This is a genomic window from Aporhodopirellula sallentina SM41 (assembly GCF_000346505.1).
Taxonomy (GTDB): domain Bacteria; phylum Planctomycetota; class Planctomycetia; order Pirellulales; family Pirellulaceae; genus Rhodopirellula; species Rhodopirellula sallentina.
Window position 1 is genome coordinate 1 of the sequence record NZ_ANOH01000226.1, and the last position, 24,756, is coordinate 24,756.

14 protein-coding genes are annotated in these 24,756 nt (G+C 58.6%); 3 read left to right on the forward strand and 11 right to left on the reverse strand.

Annotated features, from left to right (window positions below; all coding sequences use genetic code 11):
- Positions 1-313: 313 nt before the first annotated feature.
- The 8 genes from RSSM_RS15370 to RSSM_RS33770 all read right to left on the reverse strand — a co-directional run bounded on the left by RSSM_RS15370 (position 314) and on the right by RSSM_RS33770 (position 12,088).
- Entirely contained in the window at positions 314-1,882 is a 1,569-nt protein-coding gene (locus RSSM_RS15370) for a sulfatase family protein (protein ID WP_008680450.1), read from the reverse strand.
- A 539-nt stretch (positions 1,883-2,421) separates the two neighbouring features.
- Positions 2,422-3,579: an ABC transporter ATP-binding protein gene (locus RSSM_RS15375; RefSeq protein ID WP_008680454.1), complete on the reverse strand. Its 1,158-nt coding sequence runs from the start codon at positions 3,577-3,579 to the stop codon at positions 2,422-2,424.
- Positions 3,576-6,071 (reverse strand): hypothetical protein, encoded by a 2,496-nt coding sequence (locus RSSM_RS15380; RefSeq protein ID WP_008680456.1) that lies wholly within the window; start codon positions 6,069-6,071, stop codon positions 3,576-3,578. Before RSSM_RS15380 ends, RSSM_RS15375 begins: the two co-directional genes overlap by 4 nt.
- A complete protein-coding gene (locus RSSM_RS15385; RefSeq protein ID WP_008680458.1) occupies positions 6,071-6,427 on the reverse strand; it encodes a hypothetical protein in 357 nt (118 codons plus the stop codon). Before RSSM_RS15385 ends, RSSM_RS15380 begins: the two co-directional genes overlap by 1 nt.
- Positions 6,428-6,480: 53 nt before the next feature.
- Positions 6,481-8,805: a polyphosphate kinase 1 gene (gene ppk1 / locus RSSM_RS15390; RefSeq protein ID WP_008680460.1), complete on the reverse strand. Its 2,325-nt coding sequence runs from the start codon at positions 8,803-8,805 to the stop codon at positions 6,481-6,483.
- A 750-nt stretch (positions 8,806-9,555) separates the two neighbouring features.
- Positions 9,556-10,617 carry a c-type cytochrome domain-containing protein gene (locus RSSM_RS15400; protein ID WP_008680465.1) on the reverse strand — a complete coding sequence of 354 codons (1,062 nt, stop codon included), beginning with the start codon at positions 10,615-10,617 and terminating at the stop codon, positions 9,556-9,558.
- Between the two features lie 288 nt (positions 10,618-10,905).
- The gene (locus RSSM_RS15405; RefSeq protein ID WP_144059847.1) at positions 10,906-11,241 is read right to left on the reverse strand and encodes a membrane or secreted protein; all 336 of its coding nucleotides are present in this window, start codon (positions 11,239-11,241) and stop codon (positions 10,906-10,908) included.
- A 670-nt stretch (positions 11,242-11,911) separates the two neighbouring features.
- Positions 11,912-12,088: a hypothetical protein gene (locus tag RSSM_RS33770; RefSeq protein WP_160168138.1), complete on the reverse strand. Its 177-nt coding sequence runs from the start codon at positions 12,086-12,088 to the stop codon at positions 11,912-11,914.
- On the opposite strand from RSSM_RS33770, the gene RSSM_RS15415 reads away from it, so the two are divergent.
- Positions 12,087-15,686, forward strand: a complete 3,600-nt coding sequence (locus tag RSSM_RS15415; RefSeq protein WP_044302664.1) for a DEAD/DEAH box helicase — start codon at positions 12,087-12,089, stop codon at positions 15,684-15,686. The two genes, RSSM_RS33770 and RSSM_RS15415, sit on opposite strands and share 2 nt — an antisense overlap.
- 178 nt (positions 15,687-15,864) lie before the next feature.
- Positions 15,865-17,094, forward strand: a complete 1,230-nt coding sequence (locus RSSM_RS15420) for an esterase-like activity of phytase family protein (RefSeq protein WP_144059848.1) — start codon at positions 15,865-15,867, stop codon at positions 17,092-17,094.
- A gap of 493 nt (positions 17,095-17,587) precedes the next feature.
- On the opposite strand, the gene RSSM_RS34280 is transcribed toward RSSM_RS15420, so the two are convergent.
- The gene (locus RSSM_RS34280; protein ID WP_008680477.1) at positions 17,588-18,028 is read right to left on the reverse strand and encodes a hypothetical protein; all 441 of its coding nucleotides are present in this window, start codon (positions 18,026-18,028) and stop codon (positions 17,588-17,590) included.
- A 248-nt stretch (positions 18,029-18,276) separates the two neighbouring features.
- On the opposite strand from RSSM_RS34280, the gene RSSM_RS15430 reads away from it, so the two are divergent.
- Entirely contained in the window at positions 18,277-21,774 is a 3,498-nt protein-coding gene (locus tag RSSM_RS15430; RefSeq protein WP_236621168.1) for a PVC-type heme-binding CxxCH protein, read from the forward strand.
- A gap of 204 nt (positions 21,775-21,978) precedes the next feature.
- Here RSSM_RS15430 and RSSM_RS15435 read toward each other — a convergent pair whose 3' ends face one another.
- Both RSSM_RS15435 and RSSM_RS15440 read right to left on the reverse strand, forming a co-directional pair.
- Positions 21,979-23,940, reverse strand: coding sequence for an ABC transporter ATP-binding protein (locus tag RSSM_RS15435; RefSeq protein WP_008680483.1), 1,962 nt, complete (start codon positions 23,938-23,940; stop codon positions 21,979-21,981).
- Positions 23,941-24,069: 129 nt separating this feature from the next.
- A partial coding sequence (locus RSSM_RS15440; RefSeq protein WP_044302665.1) for a lactate/malate dehydrogenase family protein occupies positions 24,070-24,756 on the reverse strand: 687 nt, incomplete at its 5' end.

Below are 24,756 nucleotides of genomic sequence, written 5' to 3' on the forward strand. Positions count from 1 at the left end.
AGCAGCGGCCGGATCTTCTTGAAGAACTTCAGGCCCTGCAGCTCCGCGGCGCGAATATCAGGCGAGTCTTCCGTGGCCGCATCCCTATCGCTGCCGAGGCTCTCGGTCGTTGGACTTCGTTGTTTAGGGGGCCGGTTCGGCACTGGCTTATCCGCTGCGTGTCAAACTGGCGGAGCATCCGCCAAATTTGAATGCTTGCGCAATTGCCATGCCAAAAGTCATCAAAATTCAATGCGCAACTTTCGTGCCGAACAGTATTGTGTCCGACACCTTTGATTCTGGAAAGGCTTTTGAACTGGAGTTGCTGTTGGAGTTAGTCATTCCAGTGTTTTTCTACGATCGCTTGAATGGCGGGATAGTTGGCATCCGTTTCGCCAAGCTCAATGCGCTGTCGTTTTAACTCCTTCTTCAGCTCGGCAATGACTCCCTGGTACTTGGGGTCGTGGTATCGGTTCCGCAACTCCTGTGGGTCCTCTTTTAGGTCGTACAGTTCCCAGGTATGCGGCGTTTCTTTTTCGATGCCGTGATACTGGTTTGCCCAGTAGTGTTTCCCAAATTCTGATTCGGGCAGGTAGTGTTTGCCGTAGTAAAACACCAGTTTGTATTGCTTGGTACGGATGCCAAAATGGGCGGGCACGTAATGATGGATGATGTGCATCCAGTAGCGGTAATAGGTGGCGGTTCTCCAATCCGATTCCTCTTTCCCTTGCAGCGTCTTCAGAAAACTCCTGCCCTGCATGTACTCGGGAGTGCTGCCTCCGGCCAATTCGATCATGGTGGGGGCAAAATCGGTATTGTTGATCAGCAGGTCGGTCACCATTTTAGGTTGGATCATTCGTGGATAATGCACCAGAAACGGCATCCGCATCGACTCTTCGTACATCCAGCGTTTATCTTGCAGGTCATGCTCGCCGAGCATCATCCCTTGGTCACCGGTATAGATGATCACGGTGTTTTCCCAGATCCCTGCGGACTTTAGAAACTCAAAAAGCCGACCCAGGTTGTCGTCAACCCCTTTAACACATCGCAAGTAAGCCTTGAGGTAGGCCTGGTAGCCAAGGTGTGCGGACTGTTTCCCCTCGTACTTTCCGTCCAACAACATCTCGTTGTAGTTGCGATAGTCATGTCGGTCTGAAACTGAGGTGCCAATGTAATGCTCCAGAGATCCGTTCGCGCCTCGAGTTCCTTTCGAACCCCATTCAGGTTGGTAATACAGGCTCGAAGGTTCGGGGATTTCGGTATTGGCGAGAAAGCCTTGGTAGCGTGGTGCAAATTCAAAATCGTCATGCGGTGCCTTGTAGTGATGCATCAAGAAAAACGGTTTGGTCTTGTCGCGTTCCTTGATGTACTTAATAGCCAAGTCCGTAATGACGTCTGTGGAATGCCCTTGCGAGGCCACGATGTTGTTGGGCCACTGTCCTTTGCCTTTCTCATGAAACGTTGGGTCGAAATACTTTCCCTGTCCGGGTAGCACCTTGTAGTAATCAAAAGCGGTCGGTTCGCTGTGCAGGTGCCACTTGCCGATCACCGCAGTGCGATACCCAAGCCGACGCATCTCGTGTGGCAGGTACTGTTTCTCCAGATCCAACGGGATGTCTAGATCCAGGACACCATTGGTTTGCGGGTATTGCCCCGTAAGAATTGAGGCGCGACTGGGAGTGCAAATCGAGTTATTGCAAAACGTGTTGTCAAAACGAATTCCCTGGGCAGCCAAGCGATCGAGGTTGGGCGTCAGTTCGAGATTTGCCAACCTGCCGCCATAGGCACCGAGGGCATGGGCCGCGTGATCATCCGTCATGATGAAGAGGATATTGGGACGTGATTCATCGGCCGCTGCACTCAGGCACATGGCAATGGCAAGAAAGATGGGCAACAGTTTCATTTTGCTTTTTCTCGATGATCGATATTGAATGAATCGAAGGCTCAGTCTAGCGAATCTTCATCAACTGCATTCTACCACCACCGCTCGCCATCGTGACGAACGTGAACCGCGCTTCATCTCCAACGTAATCCCACGGAACTGTTCCGCATGCCCGGCGCTGAGCCCTGTTCATTGCCCCAGTTCATTGACCCAGTTCATTGACCCCAATTCATTGGCCCGCTGCGAGATCTCGGCCGAGACGTATCACGGGCAGTAAGTCGCATATCAGCTGCTGGCAGATAAGGGGTACAAACTGGCGTACGGCTGACACCCTATACTCGCCAATCCATCTCTCCTTCAGCGGTGTCGCCGTCCCGCTCGTAACGTCGTCCACTACACCGGTATTTAACCGACCGTTGCCTTGTGTGATACGGCAACGGATTCGTATCGTCGTCGACGACCGATGGGGTCACTCATTGATCCATTGTCCCAAGCAGCCTGGTAGGCGATTTGCCCGTTTGCGATCAGGTACGTGGCGAATGTGAAGCCCTAATACCGATTCACTGAACCAAGCCTTCAGTGACCTGGAGGAAGACGTCTTCAAGACTCTTGCGATGGGACGTCACTTCGGCCACCGCGTAGCCTTCACCGACCAGCCATGCGACCAACTCAGCCTGGTCGCGAAGCTCGCCTTCGAAACCAAAACGCAACAGTTCGCCGTCGATGACTATCTCGCCGAGCACGTGAGAGGTCGACTCCGAATCGTTTTGTAATTGAGTCAATCGTTCGGCCGCTTCATTCGCTCGATCAAGCACACGCAAGGTGATCTCGCGAGTCTGGTTTCGCTGCCGTTGAATCTCGTCGACGCTGCCGGTCGCGAGCAATTGCCCTTGCTCGATGATCCCGACCGCGTCACACATCTCGGCAAGTTCGGTCAAGATATGACTGCTGATCAAGATCGTTTTGCCGCGGTCGGCAAGTTCCCGAATCATCTTTCGCAGTTGAATGCGGGCTCTCGGATCCAAACCCGCCGCCGGCTCATCGAGAATCATCACCGCCGGATCATGCACGAGGGCGCGACCGAGGCAGAGTCGCTGTTTCATCCCTTTTGACAGTCCACGGATCGGCTTCTCTTTCATCCCCACGGTGCCGGTAAAGTCGAGCACCCATTTTAATCGCTCGGTTCTTTCGCGTCCGACGAGCCCATACGCCCGAGCGAAAAAGTCCAGATACTCTTCGCAATTGACATCACGATACGTGCCAAACGAATCCGGCATGAACCCCAATCGTCGCCGCACCAATTCGGGATCATTCACAACGGAAAACCCGTCGACGAAAGCATCCCCGTAGCTCGGCAAGTCAAGTGTTGAGAGGATTCGCATCGATGTCGTTTTGCCGGCACCGTTGGGTCCGATATAACCGAACACGTGCCCACGTGATACCGAGAACGAGATATCGTGCACGGCTTTGGTTTTGCCAAAGTATCGATACAGCCGACGCAGTTCGATGCAGTCATCGGTCCCGGAATGAACACCGCCGGCAGAAGGATGGACGGCGGCGTTGTTTTTCGGCGCAGCGAATTGGTTCAATCTTTGATCGGAATTCGCTTGCCCGGAAAAATCACCGTTGGACAAATGCGGATCGGAATCAGGACGCTGCATCTCGTCGGGCAACTCAGCGGCTCCGCCTTCGGATGCGATCGTTGTTTCGTCACTCATGGCAGTGACCCCATGACGTAGTGAATGCTGTCGGTGACCTGCGTTCCCTCGATCGCGACGGCATCATCGTCAATGTCCGCGAGCGCGAGAAAACTGTTGGGCGGCAGATCCGACTGCAACTGCAACCTCTGCTGAAGCTCGAACTCAAACACACCATCGGTCGGTTTGACCACGCTATCGATCTGATTAAGTCGTTCCGACACCAAATCGCTCATTTCGTTTTCGATGGAACGATTGAAGGCTGAATTGGTTTCGCGACGCTGCACCACCGTGCTGATCAACCATTGGCGTTTGTACATTTCCCCCAACCGCTCGGACGCGTGCTTTTTGGTGATTTGCACCGCAATGGTGGACGCGCCCGCGTCAACAAACTCGGCAAAGTAATAACGCCGCTCGGGGTCACAAATAATAATTTCGCGCAGAGGCGTGTTCGCGTCGCAGTGCACGACAACCGAGGCGGGTCCAGTTAGTTTCTCCTCATCGAGAGCAACGTTCGCCGGATTGTTGGAATTGGCGGCCGTCGGTGACAGCACGACCGGCAACGGTTCGTCGGAGAGGTTCTCGCCGATCCGAACCTGCCCCCATCGAGAAACCGGGCGGTGAACTACGAATTGACGCTGTTGCCGACTCGGCAAAAAGTCTCGGTTAAAAACCAACGCGTCCTCCGTTGCGGTGACTAGCCCACGAGATTCGAACCGGTCGTCGACTCTCGCCTCCCAGCCACGTGTTTGGTTGTCTGGGTACAACGTCACCTCGCTGTCGCCGGGAAAGGTCAGTCCCTGCGAAGGACGGATCCCGGCAAAATAAGTCGAACGCGAACGGGTTCCACCTTCGCCGGTCGCACCGTCAACCCAAGTGATCTGGCGAATGCGGGCGCGGGTCCCGAACCCGTCTGCGACCACGCCATAACCGAGCAGTGCGACCGTTGTCGCGATCGCCAACACGGGAGCGATCGCGAACATCAGGTAACTCCGGCCTGCCTTCGCGGTCTTTCGATACGCAACCGGTCCGACCAAAACGACAAACACGCCTAGCAAACCCATGAACGTGTAAACCGGCGGCTGCGAGACACCGGGGATCACCCACTGAAAGAACCGCTGACTTCCGAGAATCGGGTCGGCACCGCTGCGAATCAACCGCGAATGCTTCCATCCCATCAACTCCAACGCGGCCGCCCACTGCAACGTTTCAATTCCCGGCTCGGTGGCCCTTTCCTCCGAAACGGTACCTGACCCCTTTTCTGGGGCCGCCTTTTCTGGGGTGCCGAGGTAGATGATTGTTCCGGCGACTTCGGCCCGTCCTTGGACGCCGTTTTCCTGACTCGCCAATGTGGTCGGATAGTCTCGGAGCGATTGTCGCAGCTCCTTGGCTGCCTCAGGAAACCACTCATCCCATTGGGCACGCGATTCGGTAGTCGAGACGATGTAACTCATCTCACGGCTGTACAGTTCGCTGTTGGGATCGGCCATTGCGTCGTAGTGCGCTGCCGTCTGCTGTACCTGAATCGACGCCTCCGCGAGCGATTCCCGTGACGCGGTCTGGTATCGCTCAGCGGGTAACGCTTCGACGTCCTCGGCATTCACCCCGCGCAAGATCAACACGCCGCCGAGTTGAACCCATTGCCTGAGAGCCGTCGCTGCGGCGGGCGATTTTTCGGAAAGCGATCGCCAGTCTTCTCCATGCATCAGAACTGCATCGTAAGGCTGGTACGCGCGCCAATCCAACGGCAGCGTATCAAGCCCGACGGCGGCAAAGTTGCTCGATGTGTCGCCGCCGTAGCCCGACTCGATCATCTGCATCCACTCATCCGGACTCGCGGTGGAATGATACGGATAACCGCCGTGAGACAACGCCCAGGTCTTCAACGACTGCGGTCGCGTCGAGTCGTCGACGTCGGATCGAACCCACAGCGCATTGAAACGCATCTGCAGGTTTTGATTGACATACATGGCCGAGTCGCGATAGGTGATCGGATCTCCCACGGACGATCGACAACCGGGAACCGGACGGCCGCCTTCGAGAATTTCGACCACGTAAAAATTACCGAACGACGATTTCGGCAGATGCCTCGCCAATCGCGTTTGGCTCGTTCCCTCCGGGATTCGAAACGGCACCGATGCCCGCAAACTCGATTGCGGGGGCGAGTGACCGGTGGTCGACGGGGTTAACCGCAATTCGAGATTGAGATCCGCGGTGGTTGGCCCACCCGTCGTCGAGAAGCTCATCTCCACCCGCATCGTATCGGCAGTCAGCGACGACGCCACGCGGACAACCATCCGCCACCCCAATCGATTCTTCGTGGTCGTCGGAAAGACCACCGCATTGGAGGAGACCTCATTCAAAAAGCGAGCGGGCTCCGCCGTCACCGTACCGGCGGTCGGGTTCGACACTGCATCGTCTCGGTTTTGCGCCGGCGACGACGATCCGAACACGACCGCCCAAACCAACACACTGAGCCAACAAAACATCCCGCGACTGAATCGCAACGCCATCACTGCTCCGGCTCGCGAGGTTTGAGCAATTGCGGTGGCAATTGGTCTTTGGCAAACGGATTCCCTTCGCGGGCGTTGTCGACATCGCCGATGACTAGTTTTGCCGTCGCCCACGACATCAAGAACGCAACCGCCGCCAGCAAAAAGAAGAACGCCGTCATCACGATCGCCACCATCACCGCTTTCGCGAAAGTGGCACCATCCCCGGCCGCTCGGGAGATTGCGGCGATCACCGCAGCGACCACCGTCCCGATCATCATTGCCCGGAATGAAACCCGCGGCAGCACACGGCTGCGCACGATCGGTTGCATCGACGACGGATGGCTTCGCGGAGGAGTTGGCGACTCGTTGGACATAACGATGAGTGTAACGAATCTGCCGCGACGTCGTGCAACCGGGTGAATGATTCTCAGCCGGAGGGACGATGGGCTTCAAACACCATTCGCGAACTCTGCTGAATTTGGCGGATGTTTTCGACCGTGTTTCGGTACAACGTTTCTTGCACGCGGAACGGCTTTTGTTTTTTTCCGGCGGTGATTCGCGTGTACGTTCCGTCGGGTTGCATCTGCCACGCGTTCTGATTGTCGCGGAAGTACAACTGCAACGTTTCACGCAACCGTTTGCGGATTGCAGGATCGATGACCGGGACCAACAATTCGACCCGGCGGTCCAGGTTCCGAGGCATCCAGTCCGCGCTGCTGATGAAGATCGCTGGGTCACCGCCGTGGCGGAAGAACAACACGCGGGCGTGTTCCAAGAACCGATCCACGATCGACACCACTTGAATCGACTCGCTCAATCCAGGGATGCCGGGACGAAGACAGCAGACACCACGAACGTTCAAACGAATCTTCACCCCCGCCTGGCTGGCTTCGTACAGGGCGTCGATCACTTCGGTATCCACCAACGCATTCAGTTTGGCGATGATCTCTGCTTTCTGTCCCTGTTTGGAACGTTTGGTTTCGCCTCGGATCATGTCCAAGACGGTACGCCGGAGAGTCAGTGGTGCGATCGACAATTGTTGCAGCGGCTGCGGTTGGCTCGCGCCGGTCACCGCGTTGAAGAACATGGTCGCGTCGGTGCCTAACGTTTCATCTTTCGTCAGGATCGAAACGTCTCCATACAAGTTCGCAGTGACCTCGTTGTAGTTCCCTGTTCCGAAGTGAACGTAACGGACGAGCCCCTGCGGTTCCCGCCGAACGATGATGCACACCTTCGCGTGCGTCTTGAGCCCACGGATGCCGTAGATCACCTGCACACCGGATTGCTCCATCTCACGAGCCCACTCAATGTTGCGGGCTTCGTCAAACCGAGCCTTCAACTCCACAATCGCGGTAACATACTTTCCACGTTCAGCCGCTCTCTTCAGCGCCGCCACGATCGGACTGTCGCGACTCGTTCGATACAAAATCTGTTTCACCGCGAGCACGTCGGGATCCGTTGCCGCCTCTTCGATAAACCGGACCACCGGGTCGAAGGACTCGTACGGATGCATCAACATGATGTCACCCGAGGCGATCGACGAAAACATCGGTTCGGAAGGATCGATCGCCGGGCTGCGTTGGGGTGGCCACGCTTCGTCACGCAGGGAGTCAAATCCTTTGATTGAGTGCAGCCCGAACAGGTACGTCAGATCGAGTGGACCGTCGATTTGGAAAACATAATCGGGGTCCACATAAAAGCTCTCCATCAGGTAGTTACGGATCGCATCGCTCGCCGAAGCGTCCATTTCCAGACGCACGACATCGGACAATCGACGGCTTTCGAGCACCTCTTCCATGCCGCCGAGCAAGTCACCGGCGCCGTCTTCACGCAGTTCCACGTCGGCGTTCCGAGTGATGCGAAACGGTTTGCACTGGACGACTTCGCGGCCGGGAAAGAACTCATCGACGAAGTGCGCGACCAGATCTTCGAGCAACACGTAATTGAATCCGCTCTCGTGCGAACCGCCGCCCGGTCCGCCACGCGCACCGGGTTCGTTCGAACCGTGTTTCTCACCGTGCGATTTGTCCGACGGCAGCGGCACGATCCGTGGCAGCGTTCGGCCGAGCGGGATCACGGCGAATTGCGGCTCGAATTCCTCGGGCTTTTCTTTCGAGGCCGAATCTCCCATGTCCGAGTCATCGGCTCGTTTGATTTTGCGAGTGTTCTGCGGCGCCAACTCGGCAACCCCTTTCAACTCGACGCACAGATGGATGCCGAGTCCGGGCAGCATCGGGAAGCGGCGATCGTGAAGCGCCTGCGGCGACAACACCGCCACCACGTCGTCCTGAAAATGCCGTCGGGCCGCGGCTTCGATCCGGTCGCTGCATTCGTTCAGGTCCACCCGCGTGATATTGCGCTCGGCGAGGGCCGGTTGGATTTCTTCGCGCAGCAACGTGTACTGCCGCGTGATATGCCGATGGCATCGCATCGCGACGGCGAGCAGTTGTTCGGTCGCGGTCAGGCCCGCCGGGTCGCGACGACCGCCCCCGCCGCTGCTCTGCAGTTTCAAACTGCCGACGCGGACCATCACGAACTCGTCGAGGTTGGAGCCCGTGATTGCGAGAAATTTCGCTCGCTCGAGCAACCGCATGTTGGGATCGTCCGCTTGGTCGAGCACGCGTGAATTGAACTCGAGCCACGCGAGTTCGCGGTTGATATAACGCGGTTCACTTTTTTCAACGGTGGACAGTGACAACGAAGCAGTCTCGCGGCAGGAGTGAAACGGATACGTGAATTGGAACGGCAGCATACAACCCGGCGCAATCCGAGCCGATACCAAACGCGGGCAGCGATTCCGCCGGCCCGCGAGGTCGTTGCTCAGGTCACGCGATGCTAGTATTCCACTGCAGCGTGGCTTTCGGGTGGAATCGTAGTGGATGACGCAAGAAATCCCCGAGCGTGACTAGCGCATCAAGGACTCGTCGCCTCGTCCACTCCCCGAAAATTGAATTGACATGAAATACCAGTGGTGCGCCAAAGCTTCAATTTAGGGTAGCGAAACTCGTCAGAAATTTCGGGAGGACTCGTGAATTATCGATAGTCTCGTAACTTTCGCTACTGCCTTCACCCCTCATTCTTGATCGTGACGCACCACGAGAGCCGTTTGAAAAGGATGCAGCCGGTTTCGCCAAGAATGTCGACTGAATTCGGTGGTCTGAATTCAGACAACTCCAGCGACGGGGATCGGACTCTTCCAATTTCAAAATGCTCGAAGCCGCCATCGGAAATCCACCAGCCGGCCAGAGCCAACCGCGGTGAAATCGTTTAGCGGATTGTTGCGCCGCGGGAAGTTTAACAACTTCCACCCGCCTGGGAGGTCGTGAAGTTTTGCTTCACCCTCCCTTTGGGAAGGTCGGACCGCTTCGGGCCGGTGAGGGTTACGCGCTGGATTCGATGCTGAGCCCTCGCTTCGCTCGCCCCTCCCCAGGGAAGGTGATGATAAATGCCTGGCGATAAAGCACTCAAAAACTGCACAACCTCCTGGATGGGGGTAGTATCGCTAATTCGTCGCCGCGAGCGGTTGCTCATCGATCGCGGGGACCTCCACCTCGACCGCTTCCACGTTGATCGCCTCCTCATCGTCAGGCTGCAGCTCCGTGCCCAGCAAAATACTGAACGCTTTCGGATAGAACGCTTTTCCGTACGTCAATTCTCCGCCCTGGTGGCCGACCGCACCGACCAATCCGGCCACCAACAGCAAGCCGATCTTCCACGTCGCGGTCAACTTTGGAGACGAATTCCGCAGCGACATCAACGCGATAATCGAGAACACGGTCGCCGAAACGGTCACCACGACCGCCGACCAACGGTGCCAGAAAATCTCGGCATCGAAATCAAATCGATTCCACGATCCGTAGCCCTTCTCGACGCTGAACGACCATCCCATCATTGTTGCGGCGATCGAGGACGCTGCACCGATCAACAAACACGCCAGCGGGATCTGCGTGCCGATCGCGGGCCATTTCCAACCGAGCACGACGAACAACGCACCGACCAACAGCAACGCGATCGGGAAATGCACCGTCGCCGGGTGCAGAAACCCCTGGAAGGACCAAACCCGAGCGACCAGGCCCATGTCCTCGACCGACATCTCTTCCGTTTCCGGCAACGGGGCTCCGGAACCGTCCAACATTGCATCTTCGGGCCAGTGAGCGCCTTCATCGATCCACAATCGAACCAACGCGAGTTCGGCCGCACTCAACGGCCCGCCATGGCCACGCGGCGGCATCAACATGTCGTCATCATCCGTTGTCATGTAGTCGACATACATGCTGCTCGACGAGGCGTCTTCCGCCTCCACGTAATCGAAGACCAAATCGGGGTCATCGATCCGAAAATCATTCTTGGCGTCGTCCGGCCCGTGACACTCCAAGCAGTGTTCGCGAAAAATCGGAGCGATATCCCGCTGAAAATTGACGACGCGGCCTTCCTCGTCGACCGGCATCCGTTTGATGACGACCACGTCGACGTTTTCCTCGCCCGCTGTTTCATCCGCCCAAACGGTGGCTGTCCCCAAACCGGCAAACGATCCCAGACCGATCATCACGGAGGCAGCGATCATCAACCAGGAAACAGTCCCGGACGATCGACGACGAGGCTTAGACGACCGAAACAACGGCGTCCGTGATAGGAGCGAGAGGTGACTGGAGAAACGGGTGAGGGGCTGAACAACGCAGCGCGTAGGGGTGAGCATGGTGAATCCGTGCCGCCGGGGAGGCTTGAAGGTGGGGAGGCGAATTTCTCTGGCAGAAAAACCCCATTGTAGTGCGATTCCTGCCCGGTCACCAACCGCCTACGAACATCCACAAGCACTTCCCCGTGACCTCATTCACGCCTGCGAATCGATAGATTATTCGGCACTCCCGGTACCCGCATTCGATTGGAAGGTTGGCTTCACCGGGGCATCGTTCTGCGGCCGATCGTCCGGGGTGGTTTCTGACGCGTCACCGGTGTCTTCCTTCGGGGACGCCCAAGTTTCTCCAGGCGTTTCGCTTTCGAGCCCAAAATCCTCCAACTTCGTTCCGTTGTCGAACATGGAATCGGAGTATTCGGTTTGGACGTTTGGATCGAGCGAATCGACTTCGCTGTCCCCGAGTTCGGCATCGCATCCTGCGGTCAGCACCGCTGCGCAGCCGAGGGCGAGGAAAAGGTAGAGCATTTGCATGCGTAATTGACGTTGTGACATGATCCGGCTCCTCTGGGTAGCGGCGATTGGGACCGCGGCGATTTGGGTTGGGACGCTATCTCGCGCGGGTGCTAGTATTCCGTCGCAGCGTGGCTTTCGGGTGGAATCGTAGTGGGTGATGACGCAAGGAATCCCCGTGCATGACTAACGCATCAAGGACTCGTCGCCTCGTCCACTCCCCGAAAATCAAGTGCGTCACGATCAATAATGAGGGCGAACGGCCGTAGCGAAAGTCGCGAAGACTTTCGATGATTCACGAGCCCTTGCGAAACTCTTGCCGAGCCTCGCTCCCTATTAAGCCGTGCCAGAACACTAGTTGGTTGGTACTTTCTGTAGGCAACCGGACGGTCCCGGTCTTTTCTGCGGGCGGAACACACGCGTATTGAAACGGCGAGTCTTTCCGTGAACGGTTGCCTGTTAACGCATCGCAGAGCACGCAAACTTCATGCCGAATTGTTTTTTCTAGCCGGTTCGCTTCGGTGCCGTTCCCACCTGGTTTGCTGGCCCGGATCGCCGATCGGGCTCCGACAACTTTTTCGAAACACCCCAAACGAATCATCATCCGATCCGATTTCGCCGCGGTTAATACGAGACAACCGGGGCTCGCGCTGGCCGACTGAGCAGCTTTTCGAGGTTACCGAGCAACTTTCCAAGGTTTTCGGAGAGGTTCTTAGTGTCCGGATATCTTCCCGCGTGGGAAAGAATTCTTATCAGCCATCGCGTTCTCGGCCCCTGACGTGTACCCTGGTTCGCTCGAATTTCCTAATTCGGCATCTTCGGCGGGGCCGCGGGTGCAGGTCGAATTGGGAGACGCTTGTTTTTCCACCAATGGGATTGATGACGGCATGGATTGGATCGCCGAGGACCAGATCGGATCGCTCGGGTTGCTGTTGGGCGAAGCGATCGAACGACTAGTCGATTCTCACGATCAGGAGTTCGACAAGCGGGCGGCGATGATGACCGTGAAGACGCCCACGCTGACCCAAAGCGACGCGGGCGTACGCTTCGAATTCCAAGTCCAAGGCAACCGTCAACGCCTGCAGAGCGTGGTCATCAATGTCCATCCGCAGTTCGACGAGGACGATCCCGGTGCCGAGGCGATGCAGCTCCGGGCGGAATGCGAATGCGGCTGCATTTCGCACCAACGCGACCTGCGGTGCCCCCACACGTTAGCGTCGGGGTGGTGGCTGCAGGAGCAAATGGCCCGTCGTCGTGGCAACGGTCAACTGATCGAATTCCTCGGCGGCCTGAAAGCCGACGCGGTCGCGGCGGGCAAACAATTCGTCGACGAACTCCTGCGACGTGCCAAGAATGCTCGCCCCGACATCACCGACCAGGAACCATCGCGTCTGCAGTGGCGACTGCGGATCAACGTCGCGTCGCAAACCACGCCGCTGACCATCACGCCGTTCGAACAACGCCAACGCAAAGGCGGCAAGGGTTGGACCAAAGGCCGCGAGGTGCGGAGTTTCGACCTGCTCGAACACAATCTTCTGACCGATCCGCTCGACAGCCAAGTAGCGTCGCTGACGTCGATCCCGACACACGGGTTCCGCGAAGACCAGTTCGGAATGTTCCAAGCCCTGCGTTTACTCGCCGGTCACGAAAATGTCATGTGGGACGACCAAAATGCGTCGCCCCTGGAGGTCTTCAGCAGCCAACTGACCCTGACGCTGCAACCGATCGAGGTCGATCAAGCGACCAAACCGAAACCGGCCGCGGCAAAGAGCAAAGCAAAGTCGAGCGTTAAGAAAAACACGAAGAAGAAAAGCTCGCGTTCGAAGTCACTCGGCGAACTCGTCGGCAACGACGCGAGCAACGACATGGGCAGCGCCGCACGCAACGGCGACGGCGAATCAGCCACCGCGACCCTAACCGCGGTCGACGAATCACGCGAAACGAAGGCCGCATCCGAAGCAACACCGATCGCGTCGCCTGACGGCCCCGGCGACGCGGCGGGCGATGTCCTGGCCGCTCCTCCGGGCGAAACGATCGCGGTGCAGTTCCGCCCGCGCCTGTCGGTCGAAGGCATCGATATCGACGTCCACAACTGCGAAGTCATCTTTGGCCAAACCAGCCCGGTAGAACCGGTCGTGGTGCTCGCCGATCGGCAGAGCGACCGCGTCGTCGTCTGCACGCTGAATGATTCCGCGGCGATCGGTTTGGTGCAGTTCCTGCTTCGCGACGACTACCGCGACACGATGCTCGACGAACCATCGGCGGCCAAACTCGCGTTGTCGGCGGCATCGATCGATCCGTTCATTCATGTTTCCCTGCCGCCGCAACTCGCCGGCCCGGTCCAACCGACCACCGGCGAACTCATCCTACAGATGCGGCCTCGCCCCGGTGCGGGTTTGAAGGTTGCCCTGCGGGTGCACGACGGACGGTTCCGAAACGATCCGGTGCCCGGCCAACCGCCCGAACTCGTTCCCTGCTTGAGCGACCAAGGCCCCGTTCGCGTGCAGCGGAACCTGGCCAACGAACTGACAAACGCACAGAAGGTGATCGAGCTTTTCGGACTGAACAAACTGTCGAGCGACGGGGACCACGAGTGGGTGGCCGTCACCGACCACGCCGCGTTGGATCTGCTCAGCCGCTTGCATGATGCCGGTGAAGACGCCCCGCGGATCGTTTGGCCCGAAGGCGAAACCTTCCGCGTTCGCGGCGAGATCACCCCGAAATCGCTGCGGGTGCAAATCGACGACTCGCCGGATTGGTTCGGCGTCACCGGGTCGGTCACGATCGACGGCGTGGAGGTACCACTGCAGGACCTGCTGCTCGCGGTTCGCGAAGACCGTCAACTCGTCCGGGTCGGCGACCGCAAGTTCGCGAAAATTAGCGAAGCGTTCCGTCGCCGTTTGACGCAGCTCGCCGACACGCTCGTCGCGGAAAAGGGACAACTCAAACTTCCGAGTGCGGCCGTCCCGATGGCCCAAGAAGTCCTCAGCGACGACGTTGTTCTGGAAGCCACCTCCGCGTGGCATCAAGCGATCGAGCGGCTCGACTCGCTGTCGAATTGGAACCCCGATCGGCCCGACGGTCTCGACGCGACTCTTCGCGATTACCAACTCGATGGATATCGATGGTTGTCCCGCTTGAGCCGATGGGGTGTGGGCGGTGTTCTCGCCGACGACATGGGTCTCGGTAAAACGGTGCAAACGCTCGGCATCTTGATCGACCGCGCCGCCGAAGGCCCCGCACTGGTGATCGCACCGACGAGCGTTGGCGAGAACTGGGTGCGGGAAGCGGCCAAGTTTGCCCCGTCGCTCAGACCGGCCCTCTATCGCGATTGCGACCGCGACGAAGTCATCAAGACCGCTGGCCCGGGCGACATCCTCATCGTCAGCTATCAGCTCATGCAGCGGGACGCCAAACGGTTCGCGACGCGGTCATGGAGCACGCTCGTGCTCGACGAAGCTCAGTTCATCAAGAACTCGCAAACGAAAACTTCGCAGGCGATCCGCACCCTCGAAGCGGACTGGCGACTCGGCCTGTCGGGTACGCCGCTGGAAAACCACCTCGGTGAGCTGTGGAGTTTGTTCCGAACGCTGAGCCCCGGTTTGCTCGGATCGTGGCAACGATTCCGCAGCCGATTCGCCGAACCGATCGAACGGCACAACGACGCCGAACGTCGCGAGGCACTCGCGCGATTGGTCCGTCCGTTCATCCTCCGGCGTACCAAAGACAAGGTGCTCAAAGAGCTGCCGCCGCGAACCGAAATCACGCTGCGTGCTGAACTCAGCGAAGCCGAACGCAAACTTTACGAAGACGCCCGCTTGGCCGCGCTCGCCGAATTGACCCACGCACCGACCGACGGTGCCAAATCGCACGAGGGCCGTCGCCGCATCCAAACCCTGTCGTGGCTGACCCGATTGCGGCAACTCGCTTGCCACCCGGCACTCGTCGAACCGACATGGAAAGGGACCTCGTCGAAACTCGAACTGCTGTTGTCGCTCGTCGACGAACTGCGTGACGGCGACCACCGGGCACTCGTGTTCAGTCAATTCGTCAAACACCTCAACGTTGTCCGCGAAGTGCTCGAGAAACGAGGCATTCCGTACCAGTATCTCGACGGAGCGACGCCTTCGCACGAACGCCAACGCCGCGTCGACGCGTTCCAAAACGGCGAAGGCGATCTCTTCCTGATCTCGCTCAAAGCCGGCGGCACCGGCCTGAACCTCACCGCGGCGGACTACGTCTTGCACCTCGATCCGTGGTGGAACCCCGCCGTCGAGGACCAGGCAACCGACCGGGCACACCGCATCGGCCAGGAACGGCCGGTCACCGTGTACCGCCTCGTCGCCGAACGGACGATCGAAGAACAGATCCTGCAGTTGCATGCCGACAAACGTGAACTCGTTGCCGGCGTCCTCGATGGAACCGACGCGGCCGCTCGCCTGCAGACGCAAGACCTGATTAACCTGATCAAAAACGAGATGGCCTAAGACTTCACACGATCTTCATTCTTTTCCCGTATCCATTCCCTCGAATCTCAACACAATTTTGAGGGACCGCAGAGCCTTCTCCTGAGAAACGTTCTCGACACTCTGCGGATCGGCCGGGGCACCGCGATCGCCTCGGCAAGATTGCAAACGGGCGGTACCGGAAATGGGCTGGATTGAAATGAAGCGTTGGTCAGAGGCTGCTTGCGTTTGGGTTGTTCTCGTGTCGCTGTGCTGCCGCATCGACGCAGCCGAAGCAAAGAACGTGACCTCCTCTGACGAGTCGTCGAAGGTCACCGTCGAACTCATCGCCACGCTGTCGGTCGACGGTTCGCTGCACGATCTCAGTGGCGAGCAGGGTGTGCTCGAAGACGGTTCCGCGGCCGACCAATTCGGCGGACTCTCCGCGATGGAATATTCCGGCCAGGGGAACCGTTTTTGGTTGCTCGCCGACCGCGGTGCCGGCGACGGCGAAGTCACCTATCGCTGCCGTTACCACGAAGTCGAACTCACCGTCGATCCGCAAACCCGTGAAATTACGTGCGAGTTGGTCGAGACTCACATGCTGTCCACCCCCAACGGACAGCCGATCGTCGGATCATCCGTCGCCGATGAAGCACACCTGGTTTCGACCGACCCGAACCACCAATGGACCGCCCTCGACCCGGAAGGCATCCGCAAACTCCCCAACGGCAAACTCCTGCTCAGCGACGAGTATGGGCCGCACGTCATGATCGCTGACCGATCCGGGCACGTCGAAAAGGAATTGCCTGTCCCCGAGAAGTTTCTGCGGCAAGGCCGCGCCGAAGCCTCCGTCCCATTCCGAGGCGTCGCATACAACCGCGGCCTCGAGGGGATCGCGGTCACACCGAGCGGCAAATGTATTCTGACGATGCCGCAAAGCCCATTGGTCCAGGACTCGGTCGCCTACAAAGGGATGAGCCTCGGCGTGAATTGCCGGTGCATCGTCTACGGCGCCGACCGTCAGTGCGTCAGCGAAATCGTTTACGTGATGGACAGCAAACGGAACGGCCTGAGCGAAGTGTTGGCAATCGACGAGAACCGGTTCCTCGTTCTCGAACGCGACGGCAAAGCAGGCGTAGAAGCGAAAGAGAAAAAAATCTACATCGCTGACATGCGCGGCGCGACCGACGTCAGCGAAATCGCATCACTGCCGGAAATGGAACTGCCCGGTGGCGTCACGCCGATGAAGAAAACGCTTCTCATCGACCTACTCGATCCGCGCTACGGCCTGGGCGGAGAACGCGCCAAGGAGAAAGCCGAAGGATTGTGCTGGGGGCCGAATCTTCCCGACGGTCGTCGATCGTTGTGGCTGTGCTACGACAACGATTTCAAGTCGTTCAACGAAACCGAATTCGACTGCTTCGCCATAAGCGGCCTGAACGAATAGTCGTTTCTGACAGCCCCGTATTCGGGTAGTGGATCTAGTCAAAGATCCCGGTGCATGAGGATCTTTAACAAGATCCACTACCACCTCCCCGAATACCCGGAACGTTCCCACCCAGAGAGCCGAACGGCCGTAAGGCCTCGGGTCGAAACGCCATCCAAGTCTCCCACCCCAACACGCCAAAACCCGAGTGCTCACGCACTTCGGCTCACTTTTCACGTCTACTCCGAGTAGGTCATGCTCCGCATGACAACAACCTGCAATCGCCGAAAGGCTTCACGCCAACGGTTGCCCTCTCGGTCTTGGAAAGACCGAGCTACGTGAGCCGAACGGCCGTAAGGCCTCGGGTAGAAACGCCATCCAAGTCTCCCACCCCAACACGCCAAAACCCGAGTGCTCACGCACTTCGGCTCACTCGTGACACCTCGGGCGACCACACCCACCGAAAATTCCAACGCGTGACATTGCGATCGTCATCACGACGAACGCTCCGGTCTCACAGCAATTTTTGGTAGCACGCAAAGAACAGCGACGCGTGCAGCAGCAATAGAATCGCAGCGATGACCTGGCGGCTCGAGAACAGCCCTACCGACGCCAAACCGCACCCTAGCGCGGCGACGATCACGCCGCCTCCGGGGAACATCGAAACACAGGCGATGGCAAAGATCGCGACCCAGGCCGATGCCCAGTTCGCTGCCCGCAGGACGCCCCATTCCGGATCGAGAATCTCCACCGGCAGCACCATTACACCCGACGCCTGATCGGGCTTCGCCGCAAACGGGCTGCCCCGACGGACCGCTGCATCTCGGTCGGTCGCCTCCTCGCCCACGGATGCGTGCTCCGGCTCTGAAACGGGATCAGACGAACGGTTCTGTTCTGTTTCTTCCGGCGATGCTGTCTCGGATTCGGAATCGTTCGGTGGAACGGGTGAGGTCATGGACAATGGCGTCTGGAGAAAGAGGATGGCGGCTGGAGAGCGAGATTGACAATTTCATCCGAGAACAAAACGGAAGAAAACGATCCAATGCGTTGCAGTTTAACGGATTTACGCCTCCGGAATCTTGTTCATTCTTGGCAACAGTGGCTATCCTAGGGACGGTCGCCTGAACGTCAGGTTTCGCCACGGGCGACCCCTGCCACGCCGTCGCATCTCTCTTCTCGCGAAACCACCAAAGACTTTTTGCCATGAAGCATTCCGATTGCGCCCCGCTGCGCCGCGTTTCGAATGGAGTCCCCCAACGCGAGCGTCGAGTATCGACGTGGGTGGGAATGCTCTCCGGACTGCTATTTCTCTCGATTGCAACGTCGGCTGACTTCATCGGTCTCGAACGCACCGATGCCGCCTCTCCGTTCGTCGCCGAGGCGTCCGACGAACCCAACGAGGCGATGTCGGTGATCCGCATCGCCCCGGAATGGAAAATCAACCTCTTCGCGGCTGAACCGGATGTCGCGAACATCGTCGCGTTCGATGTCGACTCCCGCGGCCGAGTTTTTATCTGCGAGAGCTATCGCCAGGAACGCGGCGTGACCGACAACCGGGCGCACGATGAGGCCTGGTTGCTCGCCGACCTCGCCGCCCGCACGGTCCAAGATCGAATCGACTACCACAAACGGTTGCTCGGCGAGGGCGCCGCCGCATACGCCCAACAGGAAGATCGCATCCGCCGCCTCGTCGACCGTGACGGCGACGGCCGGGCTGACGAAAGCACGATCTTTGCCGACGGATTTAACGCACTCGAAGAGGGAACCGGCGCCGGCGTTCTCGCCCACGGCGAACACGTTTATTACTCGTGCATCCCCAAATTGTGGCGGATGACCGACGTCAACAACGATGGCATTTCCGACGAGCAAACGGTGATGTCGGACGGATACGGCGTTCGCGTCGCGTTCCGTGGTCACGACCTGCACGGATTGACGCTCGGATACGACGGCCGGTTGTACTTCTCGATCGGCGACCGCGGATTTCATGTCGCCACACCGGACGGCCGCGTGTTGTCCAACCCGGCCGAGGGTGCGGTATTCCGATGCGAACTCGACGGCAGCGATCTGCATGTCTTCGCCCACGGTTTGCGAAACCCACAGGAACTCGCATTCAACGATTACGGTGACTGGTTCACCGTCGACAACAACAGCGACAGCGGTGACAAAGCACGCGTGGTCGCGCTGCTCGAGGGCGGAGACAGCGGTTGGCGGATGCACTACCAATACCTTCCCGATCGAGGTCCGTTTGGTCGACAAAAGCTGTGGGAGCCACACCGAAACGACCAACCCGCCCACCTCGTCCCACCGATCGCCAACCTAACCGACGGTCCATCGGGCCTCGCGTTCTATCCCGGCACCGGGTTCGGAGACCGTCTGAAGAACCGATTCCTGATCTGTGATTTCCGCGGCGGACCGAGCAACAGTGGCATCCGTTCGTTCGAGTTGAATCCATCGGGCGCGTTCTATTCGCTCGGCGAAAACGACGAACCGATTTGGAACGTGTTGGCCACCGACGTTGCGTTCGGCCCCGGCGGCGAACTCTTTGTCAGCGACTGGGTCGACGGATGGGAAGGACTCGGCAAAGGCCGCATCTACCGCATCACCGATCCGAAGCAACAAAACGATCCGCTCATTGCCGAGGTCCGCGATCTGCTCGCCTCAAATTGGAACGAAACTGAACTGACCGATCTGGGTGACCATCTGCAGCATGCCGACCGCCGAGTCCGACTCGCCGCCCAGTGGGAACTCGCCCGCCGCGGCGAGGTCGACACGCTCCTCAAAACGGCCACCCACACTTCCCTCGACCCGCGATTCCGTCTGCACGGATTCTGGGGTGCCGAACACGCCGTGCGACTCCGTGGCGAACTGCGAGACCAGGTGATCGCGGCAACACGCGGGTGCCTCGACGACGAAAGCGGATTCATCCGCGCGGCCGCCTGTGACCTCGCCGGCGACCAACAAGACACGCAGGCCGTCGATAAAATAGTGACACTCATCGATGATGAGGATGGCCGCGTTGCCTATCACGCGCTCTTGGCACTCTGTGATCTGATGCCACGCGGTCATGCCGCACGCTCACCGGCGAGCCCCGCCGTGCTCGCGAAGGTCTTCAATCGGATTTCAAGAAATGCGAACCAAGACCCCGCGTTGCGTCACGCCGCGATCCGTTTCCTCAGCATCGCGTCCGATGACGAAACACTCGTCAATACCAACAATCACCCGAGCGTCGATGTCCGCCGAGCCGCAGTGGCCGCCCTGCGGAGTCGTCGCAGCGAAAAGGTTGCTGACTTCCTGAACGATCCCGAAACGATCGTCGTCGCCGAAGCCGCGATGGCGATCCACGACGAACCGATCCCGGTCGCCGAAGAGGCGTTGGCGAACTTGATCACCGTCGCCGATCTGCCGATCGATTCCGAACCGCTGCTCCGCCGCGTCCTCAACGCCGGGTTCCGAATCGGAACGAGTGAAGCGGCTCACGCGATTGCCGGCTTCGCCGCGTCCGACCGCTCGCCGCGTTGGGCCCGCATCGAGGCGATCGATTCGCTCGCCGATTGGACCGATCCCGATCCTCGCTGCCGAGTCACCAACGAATACGATCCGTTGCCGCCGCGTCCCGAACCCTCTCGCACACCGCTGCCGGGTGCGACGAATAAACCACCGGTCCCGGGCGAGTCGGTCGCCAAGACGGCTTTGTCGAGCCGGATCGACGAGTTGATGCTGGCCACCGACGCGGTGCGGGAAAAGGCAATCGATGTCGGCTCAAAACTCGGCATCAAGAAGATCGCACCGAGCCTCGTTAAACGTTTCACCAACAAAGAACTCCGGCCGAGCACGCGGGCCGCGGCGTTGACCGCACTCGGACGCCTCCAACGTCCACTCGCGGTTGAATTGGCCCGAGAAGTCGACCTGCAACAACCCGTGCAAATCGTTCTCGCCAGCCTTCGCGTTCTCGGCGAGTACGATGCGGCCGGATCGATCGAACGACTGATCGCCGCGACCGGCAGCTCCAGCCAATTGGTGCGAGGACTCGCGTGGGACTTGATCGCCCAAAACGAATCACCACTCGCGGTCATACAACTCGAACTCGGGCTGCAACAATACCTCTCCGGGGAATTGCCCGCCGATGTTCGATTGAACGTCGCCCAAGCCGCTCGCAAACGTTTGCCGGAGTCCGCCGCAAAGCAGATCGCCGCATACCAGGAAGAACTGCAAAAGACCGAACCGCTCGCCAAGTGGATCGACTCGCTGCACGGAGGCGACTCCGAGACCGGCGAGAAGATCTTTCTTGGCAAGACCGAACTCTCCTGCGTCCGGTGCCACAAAGTCGACCGGGCGGGCGGCGAAGTCGGTCCGAACCTGACCGTGATCGGCAAGACCCGCGACCGTCGAACGTTGCTCGAATCCATCTGCCTCCCCGACGCACGCATCGCCGAAGGGTTTGAAACCGCGGTCATCGCGGATGAGGACGGAGGCGTCTTCACCGGAATCGTTGCTACGGAAACGGAAGACACCGTCGAACTGATCGCCGCCGACGGATCCCGCAACGTGATCGAGAAAGAGTTGATCGTCGCGAGAAAGAAAGGCAAATCATCGATGCCCGCCGGACTCGCGGATCTTATGTCACCACGCGAACTCCGCGACCTCGTCGCCTACCTCGCGAGCCTGCAGGTCGACCCGAGATCGAGTTCCGACACCGAGTGATTCTCTCCTGCGAGGATCTCTAACGAGTCCGCGCCCCGTAGCAGGACTCGCTAGAATTCACACCGAAGCGTGGCCGACATCGGCTACATCAATCTTCAAGTAGTGGATCTTTTTAAAGATCCTCATGCAGCAAGATCGTTAATAAGATCCACGACGGCCTACAAAAGCCAACCTGCGTCGGCATACTGGAACACGCTCGGCTCGTCACGCCGCGTCGGCGATCTCGCTGCCATACAGGTTTCGGTAGAAGCTGTTCTCCCGGATCAACTGCTCGTGGTTGCCCACCGCAGCGACGTGGCCTTGGTCCAACACCGCGACGCGGTCCGCCAGCGCCAACGTGCTCGCTCGGTGAGTCACCATGATGCCGGTGCGTCCTTTCAAGAACGTCTCCAGGGCACGGTGAATGAGCAGCTCGCTTTCGATGTCGATCTGGCTGGTTGCCTCGTCCAAGATCAGGATATCCGGGTCCCGCAAGAAGGCCCGTGCCAACGCGATCCGTTGCATCTGACCGCCCGACAAACGCACTCCGCCGGTACCCAACATGGTTTGGTAGCCCTGAGGCGTCTTCCGCAAAATGAAGTCATCGGCAAAGGCGAGTTTCGCGGCACGAACCACGTCGTGGCTGTCCGCACTCGGACTTCCGTAGCGGATGTTGTTTTCAATCGTGTCGTCAAACAAAACCGTCCGCTGCGACACCAACGCGATCCGGCGTCGCAGGTCACGCGTCGCCATTTGATCGATCGGGCAATCGTCCAAACAAACGCGTCCTTCGTTCGGATCGTCAAAGCGACACAACATATTCAGCAACGTGCTCTTCCCGCAACCGTTCGGCCCGACCAACGCGATCGTCTCGCCGTGCGGGATCGTCAAATCAATGCCCTGCAAAACCATCGGCCCCGACGGATATTGGAAGTGCACGTTTTCAATACGAACATCGTTGTGCGGACGTGGTGGCTTGATCGGGCTGGCTGGTTCGGTAACACGCACGGGGGCGTCGACGATTTCATAGATACGAGTCGACGCGACAATCCCACGTTGCAACGCACTCCACACATCGGTCAACTTTCTCGCCGGATCTGACGCACCAATCAGGAACGCAAAGAACAGCAAGACCTGCGAATCATCGAGCGGTTGATTGCTCATCCGCAAACCTAGCAAGTGTGTTTCTTGATTGATCGCGAGATAACCACCAGCGAGAATCGCGAGACCGACCGTGATCAGCCCGAGCATCTCGCTCGTACCGCGTGCCAACGTGTTGTAGAAAGCCACCTTCATCGAACGTCGGAAATAGGCATCAACGTGCGACCGGAACCGAGCCCTCTCGCGAGATTGCGTGTTGAACGACTTCACGACTCGGATGCCGTTGAACGCATCGTTGAGCATTCCGTACAGGCCGCTCATCTCTTCCATGACCCGGCGGCTCGCACGTCGAATCGCGCGGCTCAATTTCTGAGTCACCAACGCAACCACCGGCGTGACCACCATCACCAGCAGCAACAACCGCGGGCAAACCATGAATGCCCCGCCGACACAGACGATCATCTTCAGGGGTTCGCGAATCAAACGACCGATCAACGTGCTCAACCCCATCCCAACGTGAGCAACATCGTTGGTCAAACGACTGGTCAAATTCGCTGAACCGTTTTCGCCAAAGTGATCCAGGTCCAGGCTGAGTGCTTTTCGGAAAAACTTCTCGCGCAGTTCCATCACCGTCCCTTCGGCGATGTACTGAACCAACATCATGTTGATCACCAACGCGACCAATTTAATGGCCGTACAGGCGAGCAAAAATCCGACCACGAGCAGCAACGTGTTGAACGGCCCCGGCGGAGCATAATTCACAATGATCGGTTCGACCCACTTCAGCCAACTGAGCGAGTAGGCGACCGCTTGGTAGCGAAATTCGAGTTGAGCTCGCTTGGCTTCGATGACGCCGTCTTCCGCGAGGCCCGCGTCGATATCCTGTAATTCTTGTCCGGCCGATTCGATGCGGTCGTGCACGTACGTCGCTAGATCGTCTCCCTCGAAGACCACCTCGGTCATCGGGTAGAGAACACTGATATTTCCTCCCCACATCGCCGCAATGATCAGCGAAGTCACGACGATCCCCAACATCGAGAGACGTCGTTTGGAGGCCAGGTAGAGAACTCGGCGGAAAGACTTCATGTCAGCGGTGAATATGTAAGCAACGGTGCGCGGGAATCTCGACCGTCTTTCATATCAGTCCCCCGGCCACGACCGCCAGAGAGATTCAGGCCACCACACGGCCTGTTTCATCGGTTTCACGACAAAATATCACGACTCTTCCGTGAAATCCCGTCGTCCTTGAACCATGTCGATCGTCCGACGCACCTTGGCGGCACACTTTCGAAACGATTCCGCCTCGTCGTCCGATAACGGCGGATGCAGAACTCGCGTCACGCCCTGCCGTCCGATCACCGCCGGCAACGACAAACACACGTCATTCACGCCGAGAAAATCGTCCACCATCACACTGACCGGCATCGTGTGACGCAGATCATAGACAATCGAATCAACGATCGTCATCGTCGCCAGGGCGATCCCATAATTGGTATAGCCCTTCCGGTTGTAGACCTCGTACCCGAGGTTCACGGTTTCTTGGAACAGACGTCGGATCGTCTCACTCGGAAAAAATTTCTCGCCGCCCGTCATGGCGACTGAGTACGCGGCGAACTGATCGTCGCCGTGCTCGCCCAAGATGTACGCCCGAATATCGTCGGCGTGAATCTGCAGCTCCGCCGACAACAACGACCGATACCGAATGCTATCGACGAGAGTCCCGGTCCCGATCACGCGTTCGGGTGGGAAACCAGTCAATCGAATCGCTTCGTAGGTCATGACATCGACCGGGTTGGTCACCATGATCAAAACCGCGTCCGGGCTCAGTTCAGCCAATCGAGGCAACCACTCTTCGAGAATCCCGCGGTTCCCGAGGGCGAGATCCGACCGCTTCCAATCTTT